Origin of the sequence: Persicimonas caeni, from assembly GCF_006517175.1 — a bacterium.
Lineage (GTDB): Bacteria > Myxococcota_A > Bradymonadia > Bradymonadales > Bradymonadaceae > Persicimonas > Persicimonas caeni.
This window is the reverse complement of sequence record NZ_CP041186.1, coordinates 765,995-789,871: the sequence shown is the minus strand read 5'-3', so window position 1 is coordinate 789,871 and position 23,877 is coordinate 765,995. Positions and strand designations below refer to the sequence as shown.

The window sequence follows — 23,877 nt, the reverse complement described above, 5'->3', positions numbered from 1 at the left end:
GCACTCTTAGAGCTGTCTGCGGTCCGACGAGTCTGTGCACCAGAAGGTCATCGAGATGCTCGAGGAGCTTTGCACGAGCGGCCGCAGCCTCAAGGCGCATATCGACCTGGCCAAAGAGCTCGAGCAGGTCGCCCTCGAAGACGAGTACTTCGTCAAGCGTCGCCTGTACCCGAACGTCGACTTCTACAGCGGCACGATCTACCGCGCGCTGGGCATCCCCACCAACATGTTCACGGTGATGTTCGTGCTCGGTCGCCTTCCGGGCTGGATCGCCCAGTGGAAAGAGATGCGCGACGACGAAGAGCAGCGCATCCACCGTCCGCGCCAGATCTACATCGGCGAGAACAAGCGTGAGGTCACGCCCATCAGCGAGCGCTGATCGTGTGATCGGATGATCAAAAAAGCCCCCGCGCTCATTGGCGCGGGGGCTTTTTTCGTTGGGGCGGGCATCGCCTATTGCAGGCGCCCCGGACGTTGTTGGGCGCCGGACGCGCGCGGACGAAACGACACCGAGCAGCCTTCGCGCTGGATCTTCTCGTAGATGCGACTGGCGGTCTGCAGCGTCGGATTGAAGGTCACCCACACCAGCCGCGTCTCCGGGTTGGCGTTGACTTCGTTGACCCCGGGCATCTGCGCCAGGACATTCTCCAGGTGAGCCGCGGTGTCTCGATTATCCAGCTCGACGACTTCAATCTCGCGAGTTTCTTGCACGGTTAGCCTCCATCGGGTCGGGACAAGTGGGCGCACTGTAGAGCTTGGGCGCGCAAGGACGCAGGACAAGACCCTCCGGCCGCTGTCAGGTCGCGTAGAGGGCGACATAGATGCTCATCCACACCATGCAGACGAACTGGACGAGGAAGAATGTGAACCGGAAACTCGTGACGATATTGGTCTGCTTGAAGCTCAAGTGAATGAGCGAGTGGATCACCCGCGCGCCCATGAACACGAGCGCGAGGACGTCGAGCGTGGGCGCGTCGAGGCCGGCGACGACGATCACCAGCACGATGGCGCCGTACACGGGCAGATTCTCCACACAGTTGGCGTGCGCGCGCATCGAGCGCTTGTACCAGTCGGAGTGTCCCTCCAGATTGTAGGCCTGCAAGTCGCCGATTTCGGAGCGACGCGTCAGGATCCGTCCCCAACGGTACACGCCGACGTTGGTGATCAGGATGAGCAGCGTCCAGCCGGCGAAGGCGAGTAGGACCCAGACAGGGATGGTCATGGCGGTTCTCCGGAGAGGGGCGACTGCCGATCGACTCTCTTGAATCAAAACGCCGGGCGTTGAAGTGCCAAGCGCGATACTGCGGCTGCGGCGGATCTTTTGCGATACGCTCCGAGTTGAGATCACAAAACGACAAGAAAGATCCGCCTTTCACGCCCGCCAAACCCCGATCTGCGGAAAAGCCACGCAACATTTTCCTCATCTCTGCCGAAAACCGTAGTGAGGCAAACAAAGACCATCACTCGGAGGCAGAAATGACCATTCCGAAGCCGAGATACCCGGAACTACTGCGCCGAGCGCGCCAGATGCGCTCGAATCCCACCGACGCCGAAGCAAAGCTCTGGGCGAAGCTGCGGCGCAAGCAACTCGGCGGCTACAAGTTTCGCCGGCAGCACATCTTGCAGCCATACATCGTCGACTTTTACTGCACTTCGGAGAAGCTCGTCGTGGAGGTTGATGGACAGTGTCATCGACGGCCGTCGAACCAGGCGTGGGATCAGAAGCGTGATGCGTATCTGCGCGACGTGCACGATGTCGAGATCGTGCGTGTGGAGGCAGCGGATGTGTTTGGGTCGATCGAGAAGGTACTGGAGGAGGTTTTGGAGGTGTTGGAGGGGGAGGCGGAAGGAGAAGGGGGGGAGTAGGGGAGTTCGAGTTGGAATCCCTTGCCGGTTGAGAGGTCCCCTCCGGGGGCTTTCGCTACGCTATAGCCCCCACCTCCCCTCGCGCTGGAAAACGCGCTGGGGAGGGGGATTGCAGGAAAGGAAAGCGGTTCAGAGATGCAATCCCCTCCCCGAGGCGTTGTTCAGCCTGCGGGGAGGTGTCGGCGAAGCATAGCTGAGCCGACGGAGGGGCCCTGCCAGCAAGCAAGGGATTACAAATCGCCCATTACAACGGAATATTGCCGTGCTTTTTGGGCGGCGTATCCACGCGCTTGTTCTGCAGCATCTCGAGCGAGCGGATCAGGCGCGGTCGGGTGTCGACCGGCTCGATGATCTCGTCGATGTAGCCGAGCTCGGCGGCCTTGAACGGGTTGGCGAAGGTCTCGCGGTACTTGTCGACCAACTCGTCCTTCTTGGCGGCCGGGTCGTCGGCCTCGGCGAGCTCGCGGCGGAAGATGATGTCGATGGCGCCCTCGGGGCCCATAACCGCGATCTCGGCGGTGGGGTAGGCCAGGTTGATGTCGGCGCCGATATGCTTCGAGCTCATCACGTCGTAGGCGCCACCGTAGGCCTTGCGGGTGATGACGGTGATCTTGGGCACCGTCGCCTCGCTGTAGGCGTACAGGAGCTTGGCGCCGTGCTTGATGATGCCGCCGTACTCCTGGTCGACGCCCGGCAGGAATCCGGGTACGTCGACGAAGGTCACCAATGGGATGTTGAAGGCGTCGCAGAAGCGCACGAAGCGCGCGCCCTTGAGGCTGGTGTCGATGTCGAGGCAGCCGGCCAGGTGGCTCGGCTGGTTGCCCACGATGCCCACGGCGTGGCCGCCCAGGCGGGCGAAGCCGACGACGATGTTGGGGGCGTATTGCGACTGAACCTCGAAGAAGTGGTTGTCGTCGACGACCGTCTCGATGATCTCGGTGATGTCGTACGGCTTCGAGGGGTTCTCCGGCACGATGCTGTTGAGCTTCTCGTCGCGCCGGTTCGGGTCGTCCTGCGAGGGGACAAAGGGCGGGTCTTCGGCGTTATTCGACGGGATGAACGACAGCAGTTCGCGGATCTGGGCGATGCACTCCTCTTCGTTGGCGCTCTCGAAGTGCGACACGCCGCTCTTCTCGCTGTGCACGTGCGCGCCGCCCAGCTCCTGCTTGCTCACTTCCTGGCTGGTGACCGTCTTCACGACGTCCGGCCCGGTGATGAACATGTAGCTGGTGTCCTGGACCATGAAGATGAAGTCGGTGATCGCCGGGCTGTAGACCGCGCCGCCGGCGCAGGGGCCCATGATCGCCGAGATCTGCGGGACGACGCCGCTGGCCTGCACGTTGCGGTGGAAGATGTCGGCATAGCCGGCCAGGCTCTGCACGCCCTCCTGGATGCGCGCGCCGCCCGAGTCGTTCAGTCCGATGACCGGAGCGCCACACTTGGTCGCCAGGTCCATGACCTTGCAGATCTTTTCGGCATACGCGCCGCTCAAGCTGCCGCCAAAGACGGTGAAGTCCTGGGCGAACACGTAGACGGTGCGCCCGTCGACTTTGCCGTAGCCGGTGACGACGCCGTCTCCCGGGATCTTTTTGTCTTCCATCCCGAAGTCGGTGCACCGGTGCGTCTTGAGCTTGTCGAGCTCGACGAAAGTGCCCGGGTCCATCAGCAGGTCGATGCGCTCACGAGCGGTCATCTTGCCGGCGTCGTGCTGGCGTTGGATGCGCCGCTCGCCGCCGCCTTTCTCGGCCTGCTCGTTGAGCTGCTGGAGTCTCTCTCGTGTGTCACTCATGTCTGTTCCTTCGGAAGCGAAGAAGCAAAAGAGCAAAAGGCAAAAGAGCAAAAGCGGCAACATGTCGAGCGCGATCGGCTCGTTGCGTTTTACTTTTTCGCCCTCTTACTCACCTACTCTTTTACTCCTGCCCGCGGTTCAGGGCGTTGTTATAGATATCGATGTACTGGCGTGCCGAGCTTCCCCACGAGAAGTCTTGCTTCATGGCGTTTTCGACCAGCGGGCGCCACTTGCGGTAGTTGCGGTAGCGCTTGGTCGCCCGCGTGATCGTCTCGCTGAGAGCGTCTTCGTCGTAGTCCTCGAAGATAAAGCCAGTACTCAGTTCTTCCTCGTCGCCCTTGGGGTCGACGACCGTGTCGGCCAGGCCACCGGTGGCGTGGACGATCGGAAGTGTTCCATATTTCATCGCATACAGCTGCGTCAATCCGCAGGGTTCGTAGCGACTTGGAATCACGAGCAAATCGGCGCCGGCCTGGATCTTGTGGGCCAGCTCCTCGCTGTAGCCGATATGGGCGGCGATGCGCTTGGGGAACTTCTCGGCCAGCGCCTTGACCTTGTCGGCGTAGCTGTTGTGGCCTTCGCCCAAAAAGAGCATCTGGAAGCCGTCGCGGTCGTCTTCGAAGCTGTCGACGAGCTTCTCGACGGCGGGCACCAGCAGGTCGAGTCCTTTCTGCTCGGTCAATCGGCCCACGAACGCCAGCATCGGCAGGGTGGGGCGGATGGGCAGCTCGAAGCGGTGCTGCAGCTCGGCTTTGTTGCGACGCTTTCCGTTGAGGCGCTCGAGGTCGTACTGCACCTCGATATAGTGGTCGATGTCGGGCGACCAGACCGTGTAGTCGGCGCCGTTGAGCACGCCGCTGAGCTTGTCGGCGTTGCCCGACAGGATTTCTTCGAGGCCGAAGCCGCCCTCGGCGCTCTGGATCTCTTCGGCGTACGTCGGGCTGACCGTGGTCACCTGGTCGGCGTGGACGATACCGCCCTGCAAGAAGTTGATGCCGTCGTCCTGGCGAAGCTCGCCGGCCTTGTAGAACTTCTTGGGCAGCCCGGTCTGCGAGAGCGCCTCGGCGTCGAAGCTGCCCTGGAAGGCCAGGTTGTGGATCGTGAGCACCACGCCCACGTCGGCCAACTCTTCGGAGTAGTAGTGGTCGCGATAGATCGGGGCGAGCGCGGTGTGCCAGTCGTTACAGTGGATGACGTCAACCGGCACGCTGAACTGCAGGGCGAACTCGATGATCGCACGGCTGAAAAAGGAGAACCGGGCCGGGTTGTCCTCGTAGTCGTTGTCTTCGTAGCCGTACAGGTTGCCCTCTTGGCCGAAGAAGTCGTCCTGCTCGACAAAGAAGATGCGCACGCCGCCTTCGGTGCGGCCTTCCCAGACGGTGGCCTCGACTTTGTTGCGGTATTTGCCCAGCCGGGGCACCGACAGCGGCTTGATGCGTCGGCTCAGGTGCAACTCGTCGGGGTCGAGGTGGCTGTACAGCGGCGTGATGATGGAGACGCGATGTCCCAGCCCGGTCAGCGCTTTGGGCAAGCTGGCGGCGACGTCAGCCAGTCCGCCGGTCTTGGAGAAGGGCGCCACTTCGCTGGAGGCGAAGAGGATGTCGCGGGTGTCGGCGGCGCTCGGCTTCGAGGCGCTGGCGGTTCGAATCAGTTGAGCAAGTTCCATATGTCTTCGTCTCGGCAGTCAGTCTATTTCGATTTCGCGTAGATGTTCGGCGGCGCTCTCCGGCGAGGTGGGGTTGATATAAAACCCAGTCCCCCACTCGAAACCGGCGACTTTGGTGAGCTTGGGGATCAGCTCGAGGTGCCAGTGATAGTGGGAGACGTCGTCCCCGTCGGGAAACGGCGCCGAGTGAAGCATTAGGTTGAACGGGGGACTATCCAGGGCCCGATTGAGCTTCTGGAGCACCCGCTTGAGTACCGCGGCGACACTCGCAAAGAGTTCGTCGTCGGAGTTTTCGTACCATGGGTCGTGCTCACGCGGGAGAATCCATAACTCAAATGGGAAGCGTGAGGCAAACGGAGTCAGTGCCACGACCTTGTCGTCGGAGCAGACCACGCGGGTGCCCTCGTCGAGTTCTTGGGCGACGATGTCGCAGTAGACGCAGCGGTCGTGGGCCAGGTAGTAGCGCTTGGAGCCGACCAGTTCCTCGGAGAGGCGTTTGGGGATGATCGGCAGGGCGATGAGTTGGCTGTGAGTGTGCTCGAGGCTGGCGCCGGCAGCCGCGCCGTGATTCTTGAAGACGACGGCGCACTCGAGGCGCTCGTCGTTGCGCAGGTCGTTGATGCGGTCCTTCCAGGCGCGCAGCACCGTGGCGATCTGGTCGACGGGAAGCGCGGCCAGATCGGAGACGTGCTCGGCCGCCTCGATGATCACTTCATGCGCGCCGACGCCCGCGAGGCCTTCGTAGACGCCTTCAGTGTGCGGGGTCAGCTCGCCGGTGGTCTGCAGGGCCGGAAATTTATTGGGGATCACGCGCACCGACCAGTCTTGGTCTGCGCCCTTGGGGTAGATCGCGACCGGGTCCGGAGTCGAGTCCTCGTTGCCGGCGCAAAACGGACAGAATCCGCTGGGCAAGCTTTCCGTATCGACTTGATATTCACGAGGACGCTTCGCCCGCTCGGTGGCAATGATAACCCACCGCCCGGCGATGGGGTCTTTTCGAAGCATCGGCATGTAGGAGCGTCTCCAGGTCGACGATCGTCGCGGCGCACCGGCGCGTATGTCGGCGCTAACGCCGTCTTCTATAAAGGAGCGCTCCCCAGAGTGCAACCGCAGGTGTCAGCCCTCGGCGAGCTGCTCCTCGAGTTCGCGAACCATCGACAGCGTGTGGTTCAACTCACGGATCTGGGCGCGTTTGACTTCAATCTGATGACGAAGCTCTTCACGCTTTTCTTCTAAAGTCTCGAGTTTGGCTTCAATGCTTTCAACCACTTTGTCGAGATCGCGGTCTTTTTTGGACGCCATAAGAAATCTCCCTTCGTTAACTTGCTAGTTTCCAACGACCGCGGCCTACTTTGTCGACCACGCCTTCCTCTTGAAGCGTGGTCATCACGGCGTAGGTGTAGCTTTTCATGCCATCAGTCAGCTCGCCTTCAATATCTTCGAGCACATTGAGCACATCGACGGTGCGAAAACTCTCCTGAGTTCGCCCGATGCGCTTGCAGATCTGCTCGATCTGATCGCGACGCGCCCCGCGGGCCGGACGGCCGCTGTCGGGGTTGATGTCCACTTTGTCGATCTGGCTGGCCACACCTTGTTCTTCGCCGTCGGGAAGCTCGCCACGCAAGGTGCGCCGCAGGTTGGCCAACGCCTGGCGAGTCTCTTGGGTCTTCAGGTCGTAGGCTCTCCAGCGTTGCTCGAGGTCGTCGAGCTCGTCGCGAGCGCGCGCTAACTTAGCCTCGAGTGCCGATATCTCGTCTTCGAAGGTGACTCTGTCAGACATATCTACACAGCTCTTGCTATGGACATTGGTTGTTGTCTCACAAGAAACAATCAAAACCGTCCGGAAAAGATAATCACGTGCTTCCACGCGGCGCCTGACGGGGGCCGCGTTTTCAACAAGAGAGTATATAAACACGGCCCGGAGAAATATTCAACGAGTTATGTCCCCGCTTTTGAGATTTAGCGTCAACAGCATCCCTTGGCGGCACCGCCATGTGTCTATGTTGGCAATGTGGCGCGTCGAGTATGCCGTGGGGCAGGCCAGCGTAGGTCGGCTCTTGCGATACCTAGCTTGAGAAGTTTCAGCACAGGGCGTGCCTTTGCAGTTTGGAGGAGGAGACATGGCAGATACACAAAGAAGACGTAGTTCACGCAATCGAGCCGGTTGGGTGTGGGTCATCGTCGGCATTGTCGCCGTGGCGCTCGTCGTCTGGTGGGTCGCGGCGGCGGTCGATGACGACGAGGGCGCCTACGACGAGACCGGCGAAATCAGCGCCATCGAAGAAACCGAGCAGCTTGGCCAAGAGGCCGAGCAGGGCCTGGAGGAGGCCGGCCAAGAGTTCGGCCAGCTTGGCGATGAAGCCGAGCAGGAGCTGGGCGAGCTCGGTGAGGGCGGCGAAGGCGATCAAATCTTCGAAGACCAAAACGGCGTCTTTGAAGAAGAGGGCGAGCAGGCTGACCGCGCCGGGCAGGTCCTGGGCGAGGCCCCGGGCACCGGTGAGTTCGAAGCCACCCAAGAGACCCAAGATGCGCAAGGGGTCGAAGAGTTCAGCCAGTGGAACCAGCAGGAGCAGCAAGCGCAGGTCGACCAAGACTATGTGCGCGAAGGCTCGGAGCGTCTGGGTGGCGCGGTCGAAGGCGTGATCTTGCTATTCGACGGGCAACAGCCCCAACAGGGCGAGCAGGTCGGCGGCGGGCCGAGTCCCGAGCAGGACGAGGCCGCGCAGCAACAAATGCAAACGCAACAGCAACAATTCGAGCAGTCGCTCAGCCAACTGCAGCAAGCCGAAGAGCAAAACCAGCCCCAGGCGTTTAACGAAGCGGCCAACAACGTGGTGAACCTGTTGTCGTCGATGGCCCAACAGGTCAACCTCGACCAACAGTTGAATCAACCGCTTCAAAACCTGCAGCAGAGCGCCGAGCAGCTCCAAGTCGACCAACCACTGGCCCAACAGGAACAGCAGGTGCGCGACTTCTTCAATCAGGCCGAGCAGGTGCTCAGCCAGATGTCGCAAAACCTGCAACAGGCCACCGGTGGCGGACCCACCGAGGGGCAACAACAGCAAGACGAAGGCATCAGCCAGTAACCGTCACCACACACCACGCCGGCATCCGTTGCCGGCGTGACTGTTTGGAGGGGGAGCAGGTCGGGACCACGCTCAGTGGGTGTTCCCGACCTGCTCTGTCCTCGGACGGGATCATGGGGGGTTGTTCGTAGGCCCCCGATAAGGCGTAACCAACGGAGGCAAGATGAAACGGTGGTTCAAAATATTGGCTGCCCTCGTGGTCGGCGTCGCGGTGACCGCGACGGCGTTTGCCCAGGGCAGCAGTGACGCGCAAAACCCGCAGGCACAACCTCAGACTCAGCGCACCCAGCAGTTCCAGCAAAGCCCACAGTGGGCTCAGACCAATCAACCCCAGTTTCAACAACCGAGCTGGCAGCAGTTCCAGCAACCGCAATTCCAACAGCAGCCCTACTACGGCCAACAGTTCCAGCCCCAACCGTACTTTCAACAGCAATTCCAGCAGCAGCCGCAATTCCAACAGCAACCCTACTACTCCCAACAGTACGGCCAACCGAGTTGGCAGCCCCAGTATGGCTGGCAGCCGCAATTTCAACAGCAACCATTCGCCCAGCGCCCCTTCGCCCAACCACCTTATGGGCAGTCGCAGTTTGGCCAATTTGGTCAACAGGGCTTCATGGGGCAGCCCGCCATGCAGCCGGTGAGTGCAGCCCAGCAACTGCAACAATTCGGCAAGTGGAGTTCGGCGACCTCGCAGTCCAAGGGGCGTGTCGACCACGAACATGCCAGTGAAGGGCTGAGTCTGTTGAGCTCGACCCTCGACACGTTGGTGCAGCAGCGCAACGTCTACGGTGGGCTGATGCAGCAGTATGGGCCGATGGGCGTCCAGCAGATCCAACAGCAGCAACAAGCACTCGGCCAGCTGGCGAGCGTGCTCGAGGAGAACGCGGTGGCCGACCAGCACCCGCGCATCTTGCGAAACGCGGCGCTGTCGGCGGCCAATATCATGGCGGTCCTCCAGCCGGGCTATAACCCGCAGGCGACCCAAAAGATCCAGCAGGTGCGCCAAGCGGCCCAGCAAATCGACATCAACAAGCCGGTCATCGCCCAAAACAAACAGGTCAAGCAATTCTTCAACCAAGCAGCCGATGTCGTTGAAGCCTATTCGCCCCAGCAGGTCCAGGGCGCCATTGGCGGCGGCCCCCTCCAGCAAGACCAGCTCCAGCAACCCCAGCAGAAATCACAGCAGCAAGAGCAGGAGCAGCAAAAGGGTCGAAAACAGGAGGGCCAGCAGCAACAGCAGCAGGATGAGAGCGCTCAGTGATCGAGCCACAACTCAGTGATCGAGCCACAAGGAGCGCATCTCGGCCAGCCAAGCCATCTGAACCATCGAAGTAAGGAGGATTTATGAAGCTCTGGACCCAACGCGCCGTCGGCGTCCTCGCAGCACTGGCCCTCGCCGGGGCGGTGGGCTGCGAGAGAGAAGCGGCGGCTCAACAAGGTCAGCCGGGCACTCAGCAAGCCCAGCAACCGCAAGCACAACAAGCACAAGGCCAAGCTCAGCAGAACCAGCAGCCGACACAGCAACAACAACGCCGACTCCAACAACCGCAGCAGCAGTTTCAACAGCCGCGGCAATTCGGCCAGCAGCAACCCCGACAGCAGTTCCAACAACCGCAGCAGCAATTCGGCCAGCAGTACCAGCAGCCGCAACAGCTCCAACAGCGCCAGCAGTTCGTACCGCAACAACAGTACCAGGCCATCGGTGGCGGCCCGACGAGCGTCGCCTCGATTCGCCAATTCACCCAGTGGGCCGACACCGTCGACAACATCGAATTGGTCAACCACAAGACGGCGAGCACGGGTCTGTACATGTTGTGGGCGGCCACGGACGCGATCATCGATCAGGCAAATCTCCAGCGTCCAGCCCAGTACGGCTCCCCGCAGGGAGGCGGGCCCGCGCCGCAATACGGCTGGCAGCGAGCTCCCACTCAGGTGAGCCCACAGGGCTACAATGCGTTGGCGACCATCCGAAAGCAGCAGCGTCAACTTCGCAACATCGCCCTCGAACTCGAGGAGACCGACAACGTGATCCAGCATCCGTTCCTGATGCGAAACGCGGCGATGTCGACGGTCAGTCTCTTCGACGCAATGTCGCAAGTCGGCCTGCCCGATGCTTCCGATCAGATCGATCGGGTGCGTGAGCTGAGCCAGCAACTCGACATCAATACGCCCATTGTCGCCCAGGCTACTCAGGTGCGCGATTTCCTCAAGGCCAGCGCTCAAGTCGTCGATCAGATGTCGCAGAATCTTCAGGTCGGTGCCGTGGGAGGCGGGCCTCAGCAGGGTCAGCAGCAGCCAGGCCAGCAGCAAGACCAAGGTCAACAGCAGCAAGGCCAGCAGCAAAACCAAGGCCAGCAGCAGAAGCAAGAATAGCGCAGCGCCGGGCTCGCCGGCCGCCGCGCCAGCGAGCCCGTCGCCCACCGAGAGTTTTCAGTTTCGACGCACGAGGTCGTTATGAAGAGTTGGTTCAAAGAGGCAGCAGTTGTGATCGCTGCGATGGGCCTCGCCGGAACGGCAGCAGCCCAGGATGTCTCACAACAGCAGGCGCAACAGCAACAACGCCAGCAACAGCAACAGATCCAGCAGCCGCAACAAGCCCAACAGCGGGGACTCCAGCAACAAGGTGTCCAGCAGCAGGGGATCCTGCAAAATCAGCAGCAAATTCGCCAAATCGGCGGCGGTCCCATCGCGGGTATTGGCGCCCACGACGTTCGCCATTTCCTCCAGTTCTCGGAGGTCTCTCAACAACAGGACGTCCAGATCAGCCACGAGCATGCCAGCAAGGGGCTCAACCTGTTGTGGAGCTCGCTGAACACCATTGCCAATCAACCGGTGATGGGGCCGGGCGCGCAGGCCGGCGGAGGTCCGACGCAGACGACGGTCAGCCAGAGCTCGAATTTCCAGCAGTCGCAGCAGGCGTTGCGTAGCCTCGCGCTCAGGCTGGAGGAGAACTCCCAGATTCCACAACACCCACAGATTCTCAAGCAAGCGTCGCTGGCTGCGGCCAGCACCATCGGCTCGATTCAACAGGCGCGCTTTCCCGAGTTGCAGAGCCAAGTGCAGCAATTGAACAACTCGGCCCAGCAAATTGACGTCAACCAGCCCGTGGCCGCCCAGGACAAGCAGGTGCGCCAGTTCTTGAAGCAATCCTCGGACGTGGTCCGCGCGATGGCCGAAAAGACCTGGCAGTCCCAGCAAAGTCCTGGCCAGCAGGGCCAATAGAAGTCGTACTTTTCATTCCCGAGTTCTGCCGCGTCCGTACATTTGGACCGGAGACGAGGTCATCGACGCCGTGCACAAGGGCGGAGGTGGCGCTCACTCGGAGGTTAGATACTAACGAACGGAGGTCTCATGAGCAGTCTCCAACGTAAGATCGCAGCATTGCTAGGTTCATTGGCGTTGGCCGGTTTCGGCCTTGCCTGCGAACCCGAGCAGGAAGGAGCCGAGCTCGAACAAGAGCCCGGCGTCGAAGTCGAAGCCGAAGAAGAGGCCCAACTCGGTGAAGAAGAAACCGAAGAGGGCATCTTCGACGACCAGGAGCAAGAGCAAGCTGCTCAACAGGACGAGGTCCGACAACCTCCCATAGGGGAGATGGACCAAGAGGAGATGGCCCAGCAGGACCAAGAGCAGATGGGCCAGCAGCAGATGGACCAGGAGCAAATGGCCCAGCAGGACCAGCAGCAGATGGCCCAGCAACAACAGGGCCAGACGGCCATGCAGCCCCAACAAAAGCTGCAGTACTTCTCGGACTGGGCCAAGAACGAAAAGCCCGGCGAGGTGTATCCGGAGTATGCCAGCACCGGCTTTGTCCTGCTGAGTAACTCGTTCGACACCATCTCCCAGCAGCTCCAGCAGCAGGGCCAAATCCTGCAGCAACAAGGGCAGCAAGGTGAGCAGCAGGGACAAGAAGGTCAGCAGCAGATGAGCCAGCAGGACCTACAAAAGGTCCAACAACACAGCCAGAAGCTCCAACAGGTGGCCCAACAACTTCGCGACAACAAGAATATCTATCAGCACCCGCAACTGGTCCAAGTCGGCGCTCAAACGGTGTCGACCATCCTGTCGACCATGCAGGACAAGCCGCAGTTCAGCGACCTGCGACAACCGTCGCAGAAGCTCGACGATCTGGCCGCCAAGATGGACGCCAACAAGCCGCTCGCTGCGCAGAAGAACTCACTGCAGAGCTTCTTCTCCGAAAGCGGCAAGGCGATCGATACGATCTCCCAGAAGCTCGCGGTCGGCGGCGGCCCGCAACAGCAGGGCCAGCAGGAGCAAGGCCAACAGCAGCAGGGCCAGCAGGAGCAGGGCCAGCAGGAGCAAGGCCAACAGCAGCAGGCCCAGCAAGAAATGCAGCCCCAGGACAAGCTGAAGTATTTCAACGAATGGGCTCAGAATGAGCAGCCCGGTCAGTCGTTCCACGGGTACTCGAGCAATGGGTTCGTGCTGTTGAGCAACTCGTTCGACACCCTCGCCCAGCAGGTCCAGAAGCAGGGCCAACAGGAGCAAGGCCAACAGCAGCAGGGCCAGCAAGAGCAAGGGCAACAGCAGCAAGGCCAACAGCAAGCTCAGATGGACGAGCAGCAGATCCAGCAGCACACCCAGCAGTTGCAGCAGGTGGCCCAGCAGCTCGGAGACAACAAAAATGTCTACCAACACCCGCAGCAGTTCCAACAAGGCGTCACGACCACGGTCAACCTCCTGAAGTCGATGCAGCAGCAGCCGCAGTTCTCCGGTCTCGAGAGCCAGGTCAACAAGATTGACCAGATGGCGCAAAAGATCGATGCGACCAAGCCGCTCGCTGCTCAGAAGAACTCGCTCAATCAGTTCTTCACTCAGACGGGGGATGTGATCGACAAGATGTCACAGAAGGTCGCCGTCGGCGGTGGTCCGACCGAGGGGCAACAACAGCAAGGCCAACAGGAACAGGGTCAACAGCAGCAGGGTCAACAACAAGACCAGCAGCAAATGGGCCAACAGCAGCAAGGCCAGCAGGAACAGGGCCAACAGCAGCAAGCCCAGCAAGAAATGCAGCCCCAACAAAAGCTGCAGTACTTCACGCAATGGGCCAAAGACACGAAAGCCGGTGAAGTTCATAACGGCTACACCAGCAACGGCTTCGTGCTGCTGAGTAACTCCTTCGAGACCCTCTCCCAGCAGGTCCAAAAGGCGCAGAGCCAACAGCAGCAGATGGGCCAGCAACAACAAGGCCAGCCACAACAAGGCCAGCAACAACAAGGCCAGCAGGAGCAAGGCCAACAGGCTCAACAGCAGTTGGATCCCCAACAGGTCCAGCAGCAAAGCCAAGAGTTGCAGCAGATTGCTCAGAAGCTCCAAGACAGCAAGAGCGTCTACGAGCACCCTCAGCATCTCCAGAAGGGTGTGCAGTCGACGGTGAACATTCTTCAGTCGATGCAGCAGCAACCGCAATTTGCTGAGTTCCAAAGCCAGGTCCAGCAGCTCGATCAGATGGCTCAGAAGATCGACACCAACAAGCCGCTCGCCGCGCAGAAGGACTCAGTGCAGCAGTTCTTCACCGACACCTCGAGCGTGATCAACGAGATGTCGCAAAAGGTCGAGCAGCCCGCGGTTGGTGGTGGTCCCGCTGAAGACCAAAAGCAAGGTCAACAGCAGCAAGACCAACAGCTCCAGCAGGACCAGCAGATCCAGCCCGAACAGCAAGGAGAGGAGGGGATGCTGGAGGAGTGATCGAGTGAGCGAGTAGTCGAATATCAAAAAAGCCCCGTCCGGCTCGATGCCGGCGGGGCTTTTTCTCTGGCGTCTGGCTGCCTAATTCAGGCCGGCTTATTCGGCATACTCGAGCGCGACGTTGAGCTCCTTGGCGTGTTCCCACTTGAAGCGGCCACGCAGAAGAACGAAAGCACGGTCGTAGTTGTCGGACCAATCAATCAGGGTCTCCATGTCGAACTGGTCGAACTTGCGTCGCAGTCCGGCGCGTTCGGTCAACACCCAGCAGGCGTCGCCGTGGGTGAAGGGAATCTCTTCACGATAGGCAATAAACGGGTCGTGGGCGTACACAAGCCCGATATCTTGGGCGAAGTCGCGGGTGTCTTGGATCTGCCAGGGGCCCTGGCTCTCCCAGAGAACCGCCGGTTTGGCGTCTTTGACCAGCTCTTGCGAGACCTTCTCGAGCAGCGTACGCGACACGCTTCCCGGGGTGAACTCCGGCGGCGTCTTGATCATGACGGCCTTCGCAGCCAGAGCGTGCGCACGCTCCATCGTCGTCTCCCATCCTCGGCGCACGCGGTCATTGAGCTTGTCAGCGCCGCGGTCTCCGAGCGCGACGAGCGCGTCGGTGAACTCACGATCGACGTCGAGCACAAAACAAAAGCCACGCGGTGAGTCGACTCGCCAGCGGTTCAGCGTCGCGAGCTTGGGAGGCGCGTCGAACGATTCGACGTCGACTTCGAGTGCGTTGCACTGCTTGAAGTAGTGCTCCCAGCCGCGTGCCAGTTCGTCACAGCCGTAATAAATCTTGCCCATGGCTTCGTTCTCTTTCTTTTCGGAACTTCCGAAGTACAAAAATTTCTCAGAGTGCGAAACGGCCCGACGCCGTCGTGGGCGGGCCGCTTCGCGTCGCTTATTCGTTTAAGCACATACGCGCCAAACTACTCGAAGGCAAGCACTTCTTTGGCGCCGTGGACGTCGGTGAGCGAATCGGCTCGCTCGAGCACTTCGTCACGCTGGCTCCAAAACACCTCGAGCTTGGCCTTCTCGGCCGCCGAGGCTTTCGGGAAGAGCTTGTCGGAGACAAGCTTCGGATCCATCAACCGCAGCGAGGTGATCGTGTCTTGGCTGAAACGGCTCGTCCAGCGGAACCGCCCCTTTACACGCGTCGAGGCGCGAGGCTGGAACGCGGTGCCGTTGTCTTTCGAGACCAGCGAGCCGTCGACCAGGTGCAGGTTCGTGCCCCACTGGTCGGGATTGCCACGGAAGCGGTCCCAGTTGTTGGTCAAAAAGTCGAACACGAGCACCGTCGACAGGTCTCCGGCCAGTTCGGCCAGGGGCGTGTCGCCCAGTTGAGCCTCGAGGGGCGCCTGGAAGCGATTCTCGACACCCGAGATTGCTTCTGTTGCCGGGGCGTCCATCGCCGCGGAACTGCCCGGGAGGAGCCATCCACGCCAGACGTCGGTGTCTTCGATGGGGAAGCGAGCCGGCTCGGCGACGGCCGCTTGCAGCACGCCGTAGACGTACTGCTTGCCATCTTCGGTAACCCAGTTGAGCCGCGACAGGCGCGAGGACGCCGGTCCCTCGATGCCGAGCTTGTCGAAGCTGGCTTTGTCGAGACGTGCCGGCTGGCTGTGCGGCACCTCGAAGTTGCAGGCCATGATCTGGCACAAACGCCAGGAGGCAATGCTCGAACGCCAACCCTCTTCCCAGCCGGCTTGAGACGGCTTGAAGGTGAAGGAGTGTGCGTCGCCTTTGGTCAATTCGAGCACCACACGCTTGCCCTCGGACTCCGCATTGGCGCCGTCTGCATGCTCACCGAGAGCGACGTCGACGACCTCGTAAGCTCGCAGCTCCGGATTTTCTTGGATCGCTTTGGCGAAGAGCTTGGCAAATGCGTTCTTGTTCTCGCCCAGTTGCACGCCGTCGATCGCGATGGCGCGGGCTCGAGCGTGGTCTCCGGCTGCCAACAAGGCGTTCGCGTAGCGCGCGGCGAAGTCTGCGTCATCCTGCCGCTCTTGCCACAGCACCCCGAGGATTTTGGCCGCGCGGACATGCTCACCCTCATCGGCGAGTTGGCCGGCTACCTGTTCCTGCAAGGTGGCATCGTTAGGATCGACGGCCAGCGCAGCGTGCAGGCTCGAGGTCGCCTCGTCGATCGCTTCGTCGACTTTCGCGCTCTCTTTTTTCTCCTCTTTTTCAACGCTCACAGCCTTGGTCGAAGCAGGCTTTGGAGTGTCGTCGGTCGACGCCTCCTCACCCAAGAGATTGTCCACGTAGGGACGGCCCATCGGCGAGAAAGCGAAGGCGGCGATCCCTCCCAAGACCACGGCTGCGGTGAGCAGTGGTAGCCAGGTACGCATCGACCCGCCGCCAGCTGCGCGGTGCGAGCCGGTTTCGGCTGCCGGTACGGATTCCTCGAATTCGACGTCTTCTTCGTCGACCCCCAGCGCATCGTAGTCGAGCTGGACCGAGCCATCGTCGGCCTCGTCTTGGAGGTTCGGGGCGTCGTCTTGCGGCTGCGGTCCCGGCATCGGCGGAGGCGCGGCCATATCCTCGGCGTCCTCCTCATCGTCGGCGAAGAGTTCACGAGCAGCTTGCTCTGCTTCCTCTTCGAGTTCGGCCTCGAGGGTGGGTATGCCGCTGAAGTCGAGCTCGGCCGAGGAACCGTCGGCGTTCGGCTCGGTTGGCTTGGGCAGGCTTGCCTGCGGTGCCGGAAGGTCGGCCTGCGGCGCCGGAAGGTCGGCCTGCGGCGCCGGCAGCTCGGCGTCGTCTGCCTCGGTGGACCCGGAATCGCCGCCGCCGTACTGCTTCAACAAGTCGTGGGCTTCGCGCGCCATCTTGCGACGAAGCTCTTTGAAGACCGGGTGGTCCGCAATTGGCATCCAATCGCCGTCGAAATCGGCGATCTCTTCGGCACCGAGCAGCACGCCCCGCTTGACCAGTTGCGTCAGGCCTTTTTTGTCGATGGGTTCGTAGACGATGTCTTCGACGCGGAGCCGGTAGGTCCCCTGGCCGAGGACGTCTTGAATCTCGGCGGTCGGCAGACGGATATAGCCGCTGCCACGGCGCTCGCTGGCCGCGCCCGGTTGCTGATCCTCAGCGACCCGGCGTCGCAGCAACTCGATCATCGTCGAGTCGCCGGTGTCGAAGGGCGGCGGCGTCTGATCCTTCTCGTCCGGCTCTGCGGTCTTGGTCGAGTCGGCGCCGGCCTCCGCACGGATAGCGCGCGCGGTCTCACTGGCCAAGTCATCGAGAGCGCGTTCGAGATCATCACTGGCCTCTGCGGGCGTTCCACTGCCCGTCGAGTCGTCTGATTTCGGCGCCGGAATATTGAGCTTGCCTTTTCGATCTCGCGCCTTCTTGAGCAGCGCCGAGAGCGAAGGCTTTTTCGAGTCGTCCTTCGTCTCGCCAGGCTTGGCCGCGCGGGCGCCAATCGGCTTTTTGGAGCGACGCTTGAGCTTCTTCTTGATCTTGATCTTGCCCAAGACCATCTGCCCCGGCGCCTGCTTGTTCTCCTTCTTGCTCTTCTTATCTGCGTCGGCGTCGTCTTCCTCGCCTTCCTCCTTCAACTCCTCGGCTTGGATGAGGTCCTCGGGCTTGATGGCCTTGTTCTCGGAGGTCTTGCGCTTGAAGACATCTTCGCGCTCGGCCGTGTCGCGCAGCGGGTCGTGCTCTTTGTCGCTCGAAGACGGGGCTCGGCGCTCTTTCTTCTCTTTGTCGTCATCGTCCTCGACGACGCTCGACTCACTGCGAATTTTCTCGAGGAGTTCGTCATCGACGACCGCGGTTTTGTCGCGGCGACCACTCGAGCCGTTGATCGCGGGGAGGGCCGACCCCATCCCCAGGAAGGTCGACTTCGGGTTGCTATCCGAAAGGCCGGGGCTGACGACCAAGTCATCGAACTCGTCGTCGGGGTCGACGGCGTCCAGGCGATGAGGCGTCTTGACCGGTGAGCCCGCCATCGTCCCAGTTCGCTGTCGCTGCGAGCCGGAGGCGCCGGGCGTGTCGAAGACATGCGCCTGCGGGGCATCGCTCTCCCGCTTTTGCACGTCGCTGCGCCGAATATTCTCCTCGACGACCGGAATGCTCTCGGCGCACTTGGGGCAGGGAACAGGGCCTTCCGGCAGCCGCCCTTTCTTGGGCTTGAGTCGGAACTGAGTTTCACAACCCGGGCAAGCGATTTTTACGACTTCGGGAGTCTCTCCCATGCGGACTACTCGAGCACTGGGTTCACTGCCTCTGACGGTGGAACTACCACCGGCGGGTGCCTTAGAGGGCACCGCTCAGTCTCTGCCGATCAGACGCGTTGAACAGGGCAAATTTGCTGTGCCCAATGTATCGCAGAGAATCAATTGTCTCAACTTTCGCAGCGAAAATCGCCGCACGCGTTTACATCCGGCCCCAGTGGCGCCTGAGCGTCCACTCGGTTCCCAGAAGTCCCAGAATGACGAAAAAGAGCACAAAGCTGTCCCACAGCTGAATGACTTTTCGCCGATTGACCTTCACATAACTGGGGGGCTCGAAGCGAAGCGAGGAGGCTTCGAAGTCGGGCAGGACCGCGTGGTGGCCGCCGGAGGCTTCGGCCAACGAGGCGAGCAACTTGTCGCGGGGGATGATTTGGCGAAACTCATTGACGTCCGGCACCGACAAAAAGATGTCGCGGTCGTTCAGCTCGCCGGCTTTCGTCGAGGCCTGGGCGACAAGCTCGTAGACGCCGGTCTGGGAGACCGGAACCGACACGGCGGCCTCGCCGCTGTGGTCGGTATGGAACTCGATCGTCTCGACAAGCTCTTGGGCCGGAAGCTCTTCGGCGCGAGGCTCGGAGAGCGGGCGCCGCAGCACCTTGAGCACCCCTTTGGTGTTCTTGGCCGGGGTATAGTCCGGGTTGGAGATACGCACCGTCACGTCCAGCGGCTCACCCGGAGCGTGGACATCTTCGGGAACCTCGACGTCGATGAGCTTGAGCTCGGGGTCTTTGATGAGCCAGCGAATCGCGCTGTTCCAAAAGACCTGATACTCGCGGTTGGTGCCGCCGCTGCCGACGTTCTCGAACGCCCAGCGCCAGGTCGAGTCGGAGGTCAGCGACATCACCCGCCCGTCACCCTTCTCCGAGACCGCCACCACGGGCATCGGTTTGCCGTTGAAGGTCAGGTTCGGATGGGTCGCCAGCACCGTAGCGTCCGGCTTGGCGCCGGTGACGATGTTGGTGCCGCGCATTTTGGGAAGCTCGCTCCAGATTTTGACGTTCGACTGCGGATCGAAGGCGAGTTGGGTGATCGGGTGGTGCAGGCCCGCCTTGGTCAGGTTCGGGCGGAAATGCTCCAGATCGATGACACTGTCGGACTGGCCCACCGGCGGCAGGTAGACGGGCAAGATATCTTCGATAGGCGTGCGGGCGTAGCCGCCGCTGGCGAAGCTGAGTTCGCCGCCGGTCATGATAAAGCCGCCGCCATCTTTGACGAACCCTGCGATGCGCGACAGGTAGTGGCGCATGTTGTAGGGCCCGAAGTTGAAGTTCTGGAAGATGACCAGGTCGAAGCTTCCCAGCTCCTCTTCGAACAGTTCCCGGGTGGGGAAGGGGATCAGGCTCAGCTCGTCGTTGGGCACCAACTGCACGTTTTGGTCGGTGCGCAAGATAAAGAAGCTGATCAGGTCGTAATTCGGGTTCTTCTTGAGGTGGCGACGCAAGAATCGCTCGTCCCAACTCGGTCGGCCGACGACCTGCAACACGCGAATCTTGTCGCGAATCACGTTGAGCAGGAAGTGGCTGATATTGTTCTCGGTGAGCACTTCGCCCGAGAATTCGGGCACCGAGACGGTGTAGATCTCTTTGCCGATGCGCTCGGGCACCAGCTCGAACGAAACTTTGTAGTCGGTCTTGTCCGGCGTGATGCTCACCTGGCGGGTCTGCAAAAGCTCGCCCTCGCGGCGCAGCTGGACCGGAAACGTCGTCGCCTCCATGCCCACCACCTGCAGATCGACGTCGATGCTGACTTTGTTGTGCACAAAGGCAAAGTCGTCGTGGAGCACGCGGGCCACGGCCACGTCGCGCAGCCCCTCTTCAGAGGCGGCGGCGAGCGTGTTGACTGGGCTGTCGAGCTCCTCGAGCAGGTCGAGCGTCGCCTCGTCGACATCCTCGCCGCGCTTGATGCGCCGGCCGATGGCGCCGGTGTCGATGCCATCGGAGACGACGACCACGCCGCCCAAGTTCTCGACGTCGAGTTCTTCGCGCATCTTTTCGATGGCGCCAGTCAGATCCGAGGCATCCTCGTTGGGCCTGGCGCCGGCGAGCGCGTTTCGAGACGAGGGACGGACGTCATCACCGAACGCGTAGAAGTGGAAGTTGTGGTCCTCTTTGGTGCGCTCGAAGAGCGGCTTCATCTCGTCGAGTGCCGCACTCGCGCGGTCGAAACGCGTCTCGTCGGCATCTTCGCCGGCCTTCAGCCCCATCGAACGGCTCGTGTCGACGAGCACGGCGACGTCGTTTTTGACCTTCGAGATATGCTTGAGGTCGATCGCCGGCTCCAACAGGAGCATGACCGCCACGGCGTAGACGATGCCGCGCAGCCCCACCAGCGTCCAACGCCGGTGGGCGGCGAGGTTTCTGAGGTCGTAGGCGCTGATGCCGATGACCACGACGCCCAAGATCGCCAAGATCGCCACCCAGGTCGGGCTCCAATCGCCCAGCCAGAGCAGATCCCCTGCGTTATAATCCCCGAAATCGAACATGGGTCAGTCCACCTTCCACTGGCGACGCTTGAGGATGAACGGCACGTGCACCTGGTCGGCCTTGTAGTTGATGCAAAGCGCGTACATCACGAAGTTGATGCCCAACCGGAAGGCCATCTCACGCTGCTGCTCACCGCCCGGGCTGACCGAGTAGCGCCAGTTGCCGAAGTTGTCGCGCGCCCACGCCCCCATCAGGTCGTTGGGACACACCACCGCCAACAGGCGGTCCTCATCGAAGATCGCCCGCATGCGCGAGGCGACCTTGACCCGGCCCAGAGGCTGGTCGATCAGGTAGAACGACTTGTAGAGGACATGGTCTTTAGGAATGGGCGCGAGCTTCTTGTCGGGCAGGATACGTCCGAGTTCACGCTCGACCGACTTCATGAACGGCCCGTCGGGCACGCCCTCGGCCGAGTCGACCATCAGAAAGCCGCCCGATTTCATGTAGGTGCGAAGGTTCGTGACCATCTTGTCGGGCAGCGGGTCGAACTTCGAGTCGCCCGCCAGCGCCAGGAACGGATGCTCGAACATATCCGCCGACAGACCATTTACCGCCGGAACGTCGGTATCGACCTTGATGCTCGTACGCTTCTCGACCTCCAACAGAAGCCGACGAAGCGCCGACGGCCGCGGGTCCCACCCGCTCTCGGCGTATTGCAGCTTGGCGATCGTAAAGTGGGCGTCCTCGCCCATCGCGAAAGCGCGCCCGGGGACAAGAGCCCCGAGCCCGGCGAGGGCCGCCGCTTTTAAGAAGTCACGTCTGTTCATGATGCCGTGTTGTAAAGGCAAGACCGGACAAGTCAACACCTTCAACATGGACTCGATGGTGCAGCATTCCAAGGAGTTTGTGGTTTGTGGCCGAGAGCAGTTCGGTGCGAGCGCATCACTGCTCTCGCGAACGGCGACACTAGTCGTCGAAGATCGCCGACTTCAGCGCCGACAGATACTTCTGGTTCTGCTCCTCACGCTTCTCGGCCAGGCTCACCGACGACTCGGCGCGCTGCCACTCGATGGTCTCCTCGGGGATTTCCTCCAAGAAACGACTCGGCTCGCGGTCTTCCTCTTGGCCGTATCGCTTGCGCATGGCCGCCGACGTGAGCGTCAGGTGCTCCTTGGCGCGGGTGATGCCGACGTAGCAGAGCCGGCGCTCCTCGGCCAAGCCCTGACGGTCGTCGAGGCTGCGGCCGTGGGGCAGGTAACCCTCCTCCATGCCCACCAAAAAGCAAACCGGGAACTCGAGACCCTTTGACGAGTGCAGCGTCATCATGCGCACGCCCTCTTTTTCGGCTTCGTCCTCGCCAGGGTCGCTGCGGTCGAGGGTGATGCGGGTGAGGTAGCTCTTGAGCGAGTCGCCTCCGGCGTCTTGGTACTGGGAGAGCGACGACAAGATCTCGTCGACGTTGTCGATGCGCCGGCGGGCGATCTTGGGGTTCTTCTCGACGCTTCGGATGTGGTCGATGAGGTTGGTGCGCTTCAGGACCTCGCGGCTGATCTCGGCCATGCGAATCGATGGGTCGTCCTCGGCCTCTTCGAACTTCTCGTTGAACGTGTCGAGGATGTCGATGAAATCGGCGATGTTCTCCGAGACCGCATATCCGATGCCGTGCACGTGCGACGGATCGTCGGCGATCTTGCACAGGGCCAGGTGGAAGCTGATGTCTTCTTCGTGGGCGAAGTCGCTGATGCGCTCGAGCAGGGTTGGGCCAATGCCGCGCGGCGGCACGTTGACGACTCGGCGGATGCTCACCTCGTCGTTGTGGTTCACGCACGCCTTCAGGTAGGCGACGAAGTCTTTGACCTCTTTTCGGTCGAAGAATTCGGTCGAGCCGACCACCGTGTACGGGATGCGGTAGGTGCGAAGCGCCTCTTCGAAGAGCCGGCTCTGCGGGTTGACGCGGTACAGAATCGCGCAGTCGCGGTAGCGCAGGTCGTATTTGAGCTTGTAGCGCTCGATCTCGGCGGCGACGAACTCGGCCTCCTCACGCTCGTCCTCACACTCGACATAGCGCAGCTTCGTGCCGTCGCCCTTCGAGCTCCACAGCGCCTTCTCCTTGCGCACCGAATTGTTCGCGATGACCTCGTTGGCCGCGCGCAAAATATTGTTCGTCGAGCGATAGTTCTGCTCGAGCTTGACGACCTTGACCCCTTCGAATTGCTTCTCGAACTCCAGGATATTCTCGGCGACCGCGCCTCGGAAGCCATAGATGCTCTGGTCGTCGTCACCCACCACGCACAGGTTCATGTGGTCTTTGACCAGCTCGCGCAAGAAGAGCAGCTGGGTCATGTTGGTGTCCTGGTACTCGTCGACCATGACGTACTGGAAGCGGCGCGCGTATTTCTGGCGTACCTTTTCGTGCTCCTTGAAGAGGACGACCGGCAAGCAGATCAGGTCGTCGAAGTCGACGGCGTTCAACCCTTTGAGGGCGCCGGTATAGAACCCGTAGATCTTCTGGGCGTAGGGCATCAGCGGGTCGTGCTTGAGCTCGGGGAGCTCCTTGGGCTCGCAAAAGCCCATCTTTGCCTTGCTGATCAGGCTCAGGATCCGGCGCGGGTCGACGACCTTCGGGTCGAGCTTGAGTTCCTTGAACGCGTCTTTGATCACCGATTGCTGGTCGCCCTGGTCGAGGATCGTAAACGGCTTCTTGAAGCCCAACGCGTCGATATCCTGGCGCAAAATATCGGCGCCGAGGCTGTGGAAGGTCGACAGGTACGTCTGCTGGGCGAGCTTGTCGCCCGTCAGTTGGGCGACGCGCTCCTGCATCTCGGTGGCCGCCTTGTTGGTGAAGCTCACCGCCAAGATCGACTTGGGCTCGATGCCCCGGGTGATCAGGTAGGCGATGCGCGTGGTGATCACGCGCGTCTTGCCACTACCTGCGCCGGCCAGAATCAGCAGCGGGCCGTCGATATGGGTGGTCGCCTCCCGCTGCTGCGGGTTGAGCATGCCGAGGTTCAGGTTCATCATAAGTCTATATATCCAGTTGAGATCGACCGGGCATTTCAGTATGACTGCCAATGTCTTGGCAAACCTTAAATTGTTTGGCCGCGGGATTGAA

At 61.4% G+C, this 23,877-nt stretch carries 18 protein-coding genes and 1 pseudogene; 7 read left to right on the top strand and 12 right to left on the bottom strand.

The window, feature by feature from the left end:
* Positions 1-55: 55 nt before the first annotated feature.
* Positions 56-379, top strand: a pseudogene (locus tag FIV42_RS02970) (citrate/2-methylcitrate synthase); the annotation flags it as partial.
* A 74-nt stretch (positions 380-453) separates the two neighbouring features.
* On the opposite strand, the gene FIV42_RS02965 reads toward FIV42_RS02970, so the two are convergent.
* Positions 454-711 (bottom strand): cation transporter, encoded by a 258-nt coding sequence (locus FIV42_RS02965; RefSeq protein ID WP_168210349.1) that lies wholly within the window; start codon positions 709-711, stop codon positions 454-456.
* Positions 712-796: 85 nt separating this feature from the next.
* On the bottom strand, positions 797-1,222 hold the full coding sequence (locus tag FIV42_RS02960) for an MAPEG family protein (protein WP_141196229.1): 426 nt from the start codon (positions 1,220-1,222) through the stop codon (positions 797-799).
* 254 nt (positions 1,223-1,476) lie between these two features.
* Between FIV42_RS02960 and FIV42_RS02955 the strand changes: the two genes are divergently transcribed.
* Entirely contained in the window at positions 1,477-1,866 is a 390-nt protein-coding gene (locus tag FIV42_RS02955; protein WP_141196228.1) for an endonuclease domain-containing protein, read from the top strand.
* 244 nt (positions 1,867-2,110) lie between these two features.
* Here the strand turns inward: FIV42_RS02955 and FIV42_RS02950 are convergent, their stop codons facing one another.
* The 5 genes from FIV42_RS02950 to FIV42_RS02930 all read right to left on the bottom strand — a co-directional run bounded on the left by FIV42_RS02950 (position 2,111) and on the right by FIV42_RS02930 (position 7,101).
* Positions 2,111-3,655 carry an acyl-CoA carboxylase subunit beta gene (locus FIV42_RS02950; RefSeq protein WP_141196227.1) on the bottom strand — a complete coding sequence of 515 codons (1,545 nt, stop codon included), beginning with the start codon at positions 3,653-3,655 and terminating at the stop codon, positions 2,111-2,113.
* Between the two features lie 121 nt (positions 3,656-3,776).
* Positions 3,777-5,321: a glycogen synthase GlgA gene (gene glgA, locus FIV42_RS02945; protein WP_141196226.1), complete on the bottom strand. Its 1,545-nt coding sequence runs from the start codon at positions 5,319-5,321 to the stop codon at positions 3,777-3,779.
* 18 nt (positions 5,322-5,339) lie between these two features.
* Positions 5,340-6,332, bottom strand: coding sequence for a galactose-1-phosphate uridylyltransferase (gene galT / locus FIV42_RS02940; protein ID WP_141196225.1), 993 nt, complete (start codon positions 6,330-6,332; stop codon positions 5,340-5,342).
* Positions 6,333-6,437: 105 nt separating this feature from the next.
* Complete coding sequence (locus FIV42_RS02935) at positions 6,438-6,623, bottom strand: hypothetical protein (protein ID WP_141196224.1); 186 nt, start codon at positions 6,621-6,623, stop codon at positions 6,438-6,440.
* A 16-nt stretch (positions 6,624-6,639) separates the two neighbouring features.
* Positions 6,640-7,101 carry a hypothetical protein gene (locus tag FIV42_RS02930; protein ID WP_141196223.1) on the bottom strand — a complete coding sequence of 154 codons (462 nt, stop codon included), beginning with the start codon at positions 7,099-7,101 and terminating at the stop codon, positions 6,640-6,642.
* Between the two features lie 340 nt (positions 7,102-7,441).
* On the opposite strand from FIV42_RS02930, the gene FIV42_RS30640 reads away from it, so the two are divergent.
* The 5 genes from FIV42_RS30640 to FIV42_RS29950 all read left to right on the top strand — a co-directional run bounded on the left by FIV42_RS30640 (position 7,442) and on the right by FIV42_RS29950 (position 14,113).
* Positions 7,442-8,407, top strand: a complete 966-nt coding sequence (locus FIV42_RS30640; protein ID WP_222615365.1) for a hypothetical protein — start codon at positions 7,442-7,444, stop codon at positions 8,405-8,407.
* Between the two features lie 163 nt (positions 8,408-8,570).
* Positions 8,571-9,668, top strand: a complete 1,098-nt coding sequence (locus FIV42_RS02920; RefSeq protein WP_141196222.1) for a hypothetical protein — start codon at positions 8,571-8,573, stop codon at positions 9,666-9,668.
* Between the two features lie 83 nt (positions 9,669-9,751).
* Complete coding sequence (locus FIV42_RS30490) at positions 9,752-10,780, top strand: hypothetical protein (RefSeq protein ID WP_174769486.1); 1,029 nt, start codon at positions 9,752-9,754, stop codon at positions 10,778-10,780.
* An 81-nt stretch (positions 10,781-10,861) separates the two neighbouring features.
* Positions 10,862-11,629, top strand: a complete 768-nt coding sequence (locus FIV42_RS02910; protein ID WP_141196221.1) for a hypothetical protein — start codon at positions 10,862-10,864, stop codon at positions 11,627-11,629.
* A gap of 129 nt (positions 11,630-11,758) precedes the next feature.
* A complete protein-coding gene (locus tag FIV42_RS29950) occupies positions 11,759-14,113 on the top strand; it encodes a hypothetical protein (RefSeq protein WP_168210348.1) in 2,355 nt (784 codons plus the stop codon).
* A gap of 96 nt (positions 14,114-14,209) precedes the next feature.
* On the opposite strand, the gene FIV42_RS02895 is transcribed toward FIV42_RS29950, so the two are convergent.
* The 5 genes from FIV42_RS02895 to FIV42_RS02875 form a co-directional block, all read right to left on the bottom strand.
* A complete protein-coding gene (locus tag FIV42_RS02895; RefSeq protein ID WP_141196220.1) occupies positions 14,210-14,908 on the bottom strand; it encodes a DUF72 domain-containing protein in 699 nt (232 codons plus the stop codon).
* 125 nt (positions 14,909-15,033) lie between these two features.
* On the bottom strand, positions 15,034-18,303 hold the full coding sequence (locus FIV42_RS02890; RefSeq protein WP_141196219.1) for a hypothetical protein: 3,270 nt from the start codon (positions 18,301-18,303) through the stop codon (positions 15,034-15,036).
* Positions 18,304-18,484: 181 nt separating this feature from the next.
* Entirely contained in the window at positions 18,485-20,824 is a 2,340-nt protein-coding gene (locus FIV42_RS02885; RefSeq protein ID WP_141196218.1) for a glutamine amidotransferase, read from the bottom strand.
* Positions 20,825-20,827: 3 nt separating this feature from the next.
* Positions 20,828-21,592, bottom strand: a complete 765-nt coding sequence (locus FIV42_RS02880; RefSeq protein WP_168211043.1) for a DUF4159 domain-containing protein — start codon at positions 21,590-21,592, stop codon at positions 20,828-20,830.
* Between the two features lie 139 nt (positions 21,593-21,731).
* The gene (locus FIV42_RS02875) at positions 21,732-23,786 is read right to left on the bottom strand and encodes an ATP-dependent helicase (RefSeq protein ID WP_141196216.1); all 2,055 of its coding nucleotides are present in this window, start codon (positions 23,784-23,786) and stop codon (positions 21,732-21,734) included.
* Positions 23,787-23,877 lie beyond the last annotated feature (91 nt).

Coding starts and splice junctions, on each gene's coding strand:
- FIV42_RS02960 (WP_141196229.1), bottom strand. CDS start 1,222: ATGACCATCCCTGTCTGGGTCCTACTCGCCTTCGCCGGCTGGACGCTG.
- FIV42_RS02955 (WP_141196228.1), top strand. CDS start 1,477: ATGACCATTCCGAAGCCGAGATACCCGGAACTACTGCGCCGAGCGCGC.
- FIV42_RS02950 (WP_141196227.1), bottom strand. CDS start 3,655: ATGAGTGACACACGAGAGAGACTCCAGCAGCTCAACGAGCAGGCCGAG.
- glgA (WP_141196226.1), bottom strand. CDS start 5,321: ATGGAACTTGCTCAACTGATTCGAACCGCCAGCGCCTCGAAGCCGAGC.
- galT (WP_141196225.1), bottom strand. CDS start 6,332: ATGCCGATGCTTCGAAAAGACCCCATCGCCGGGCGGTGGGTTATCATT.
- FIV42_RS02935 (WP_141196224.1), bottom strand. CDS start 6,623: ATGGCGTCCAAAAAAGACCGCGATCTCGACAAAGTGGTTGAAAGCATT.
- FIV42_RS02930 (WP_141196223.1), bottom strand. CDS start 7,101: ATGTCTGACAGAGTCACCTTCGAAGACGAGATATCGGCACTCGAGGCT.
- FIV42_RS30640 (WP_222615365.1), top strand. CDS start 7,442: ATGGCAGATACACAAAGAAGACGTAGTTCACGCAATCGAGCCGGTTGG.
- FIV42_RS02920 (WP_141196222.1), top strand. CDS start 8,571: ATGAAACGGTGGTTCAAAATATTGGCTGCCCTCGTGGTCGGCGTCGCG.
- FIV42_RS30490 (WP_174769486.1), top strand. CDS start 9,752: ATGAAGCTCTGGACCCAACGCGCCGTCGGCGTCCTCGCAGCACTGGCC.
- FIV42_RS02910 (WP_141196221.1), top strand. CDS start 10,862: ATGAAGAGTTGGTTCAAAGAGGCAGCAGTTGTGATCGCTGCGATGGGC.
- FIV42_RS29950 (WP_168210348.1), top strand. CDS start 11,759: ATGAGCAGTCTCCAACGTAAGATCGCAGCATTGCTAGGTTCATTGGCG.
- FIV42_RS02895 (WP_141196220.1), bottom strand. CDS start 14,908: ATGGGCAAGATTTATTACGGCTGTGACGAACTGGCACGCGGCTGGGAG.
- FIV42_RS02890 (WP_141196219.1), bottom strand. CDS start 18,303: ATGGGAGAGACTCCCGAAGTCGTAAAAATCGCTTGCCCGGGTTGTGAA.
- FIV42_RS02885 (WP_141196218.1), bottom strand. CDS start 20,824: ATGTTCGATTTCGGGGATTATAACGCAGGGGATCTGCTCTGGCTGGGC.
- FIV42_RS02880 (WP_168211043.1), bottom strand. CDS start 21,592: ATGAACAGACGTGACTTCTTAAAAGCGGCGGCCCTCGCCGGGCTCGGG.
- FIV42_RS02875 (WP_141196216.1), bottom strand. CDS start 23,786: ATGATGAACCTGAACCTCGGCATGCTCAACCCGCAGCAGCGGGAGGCG.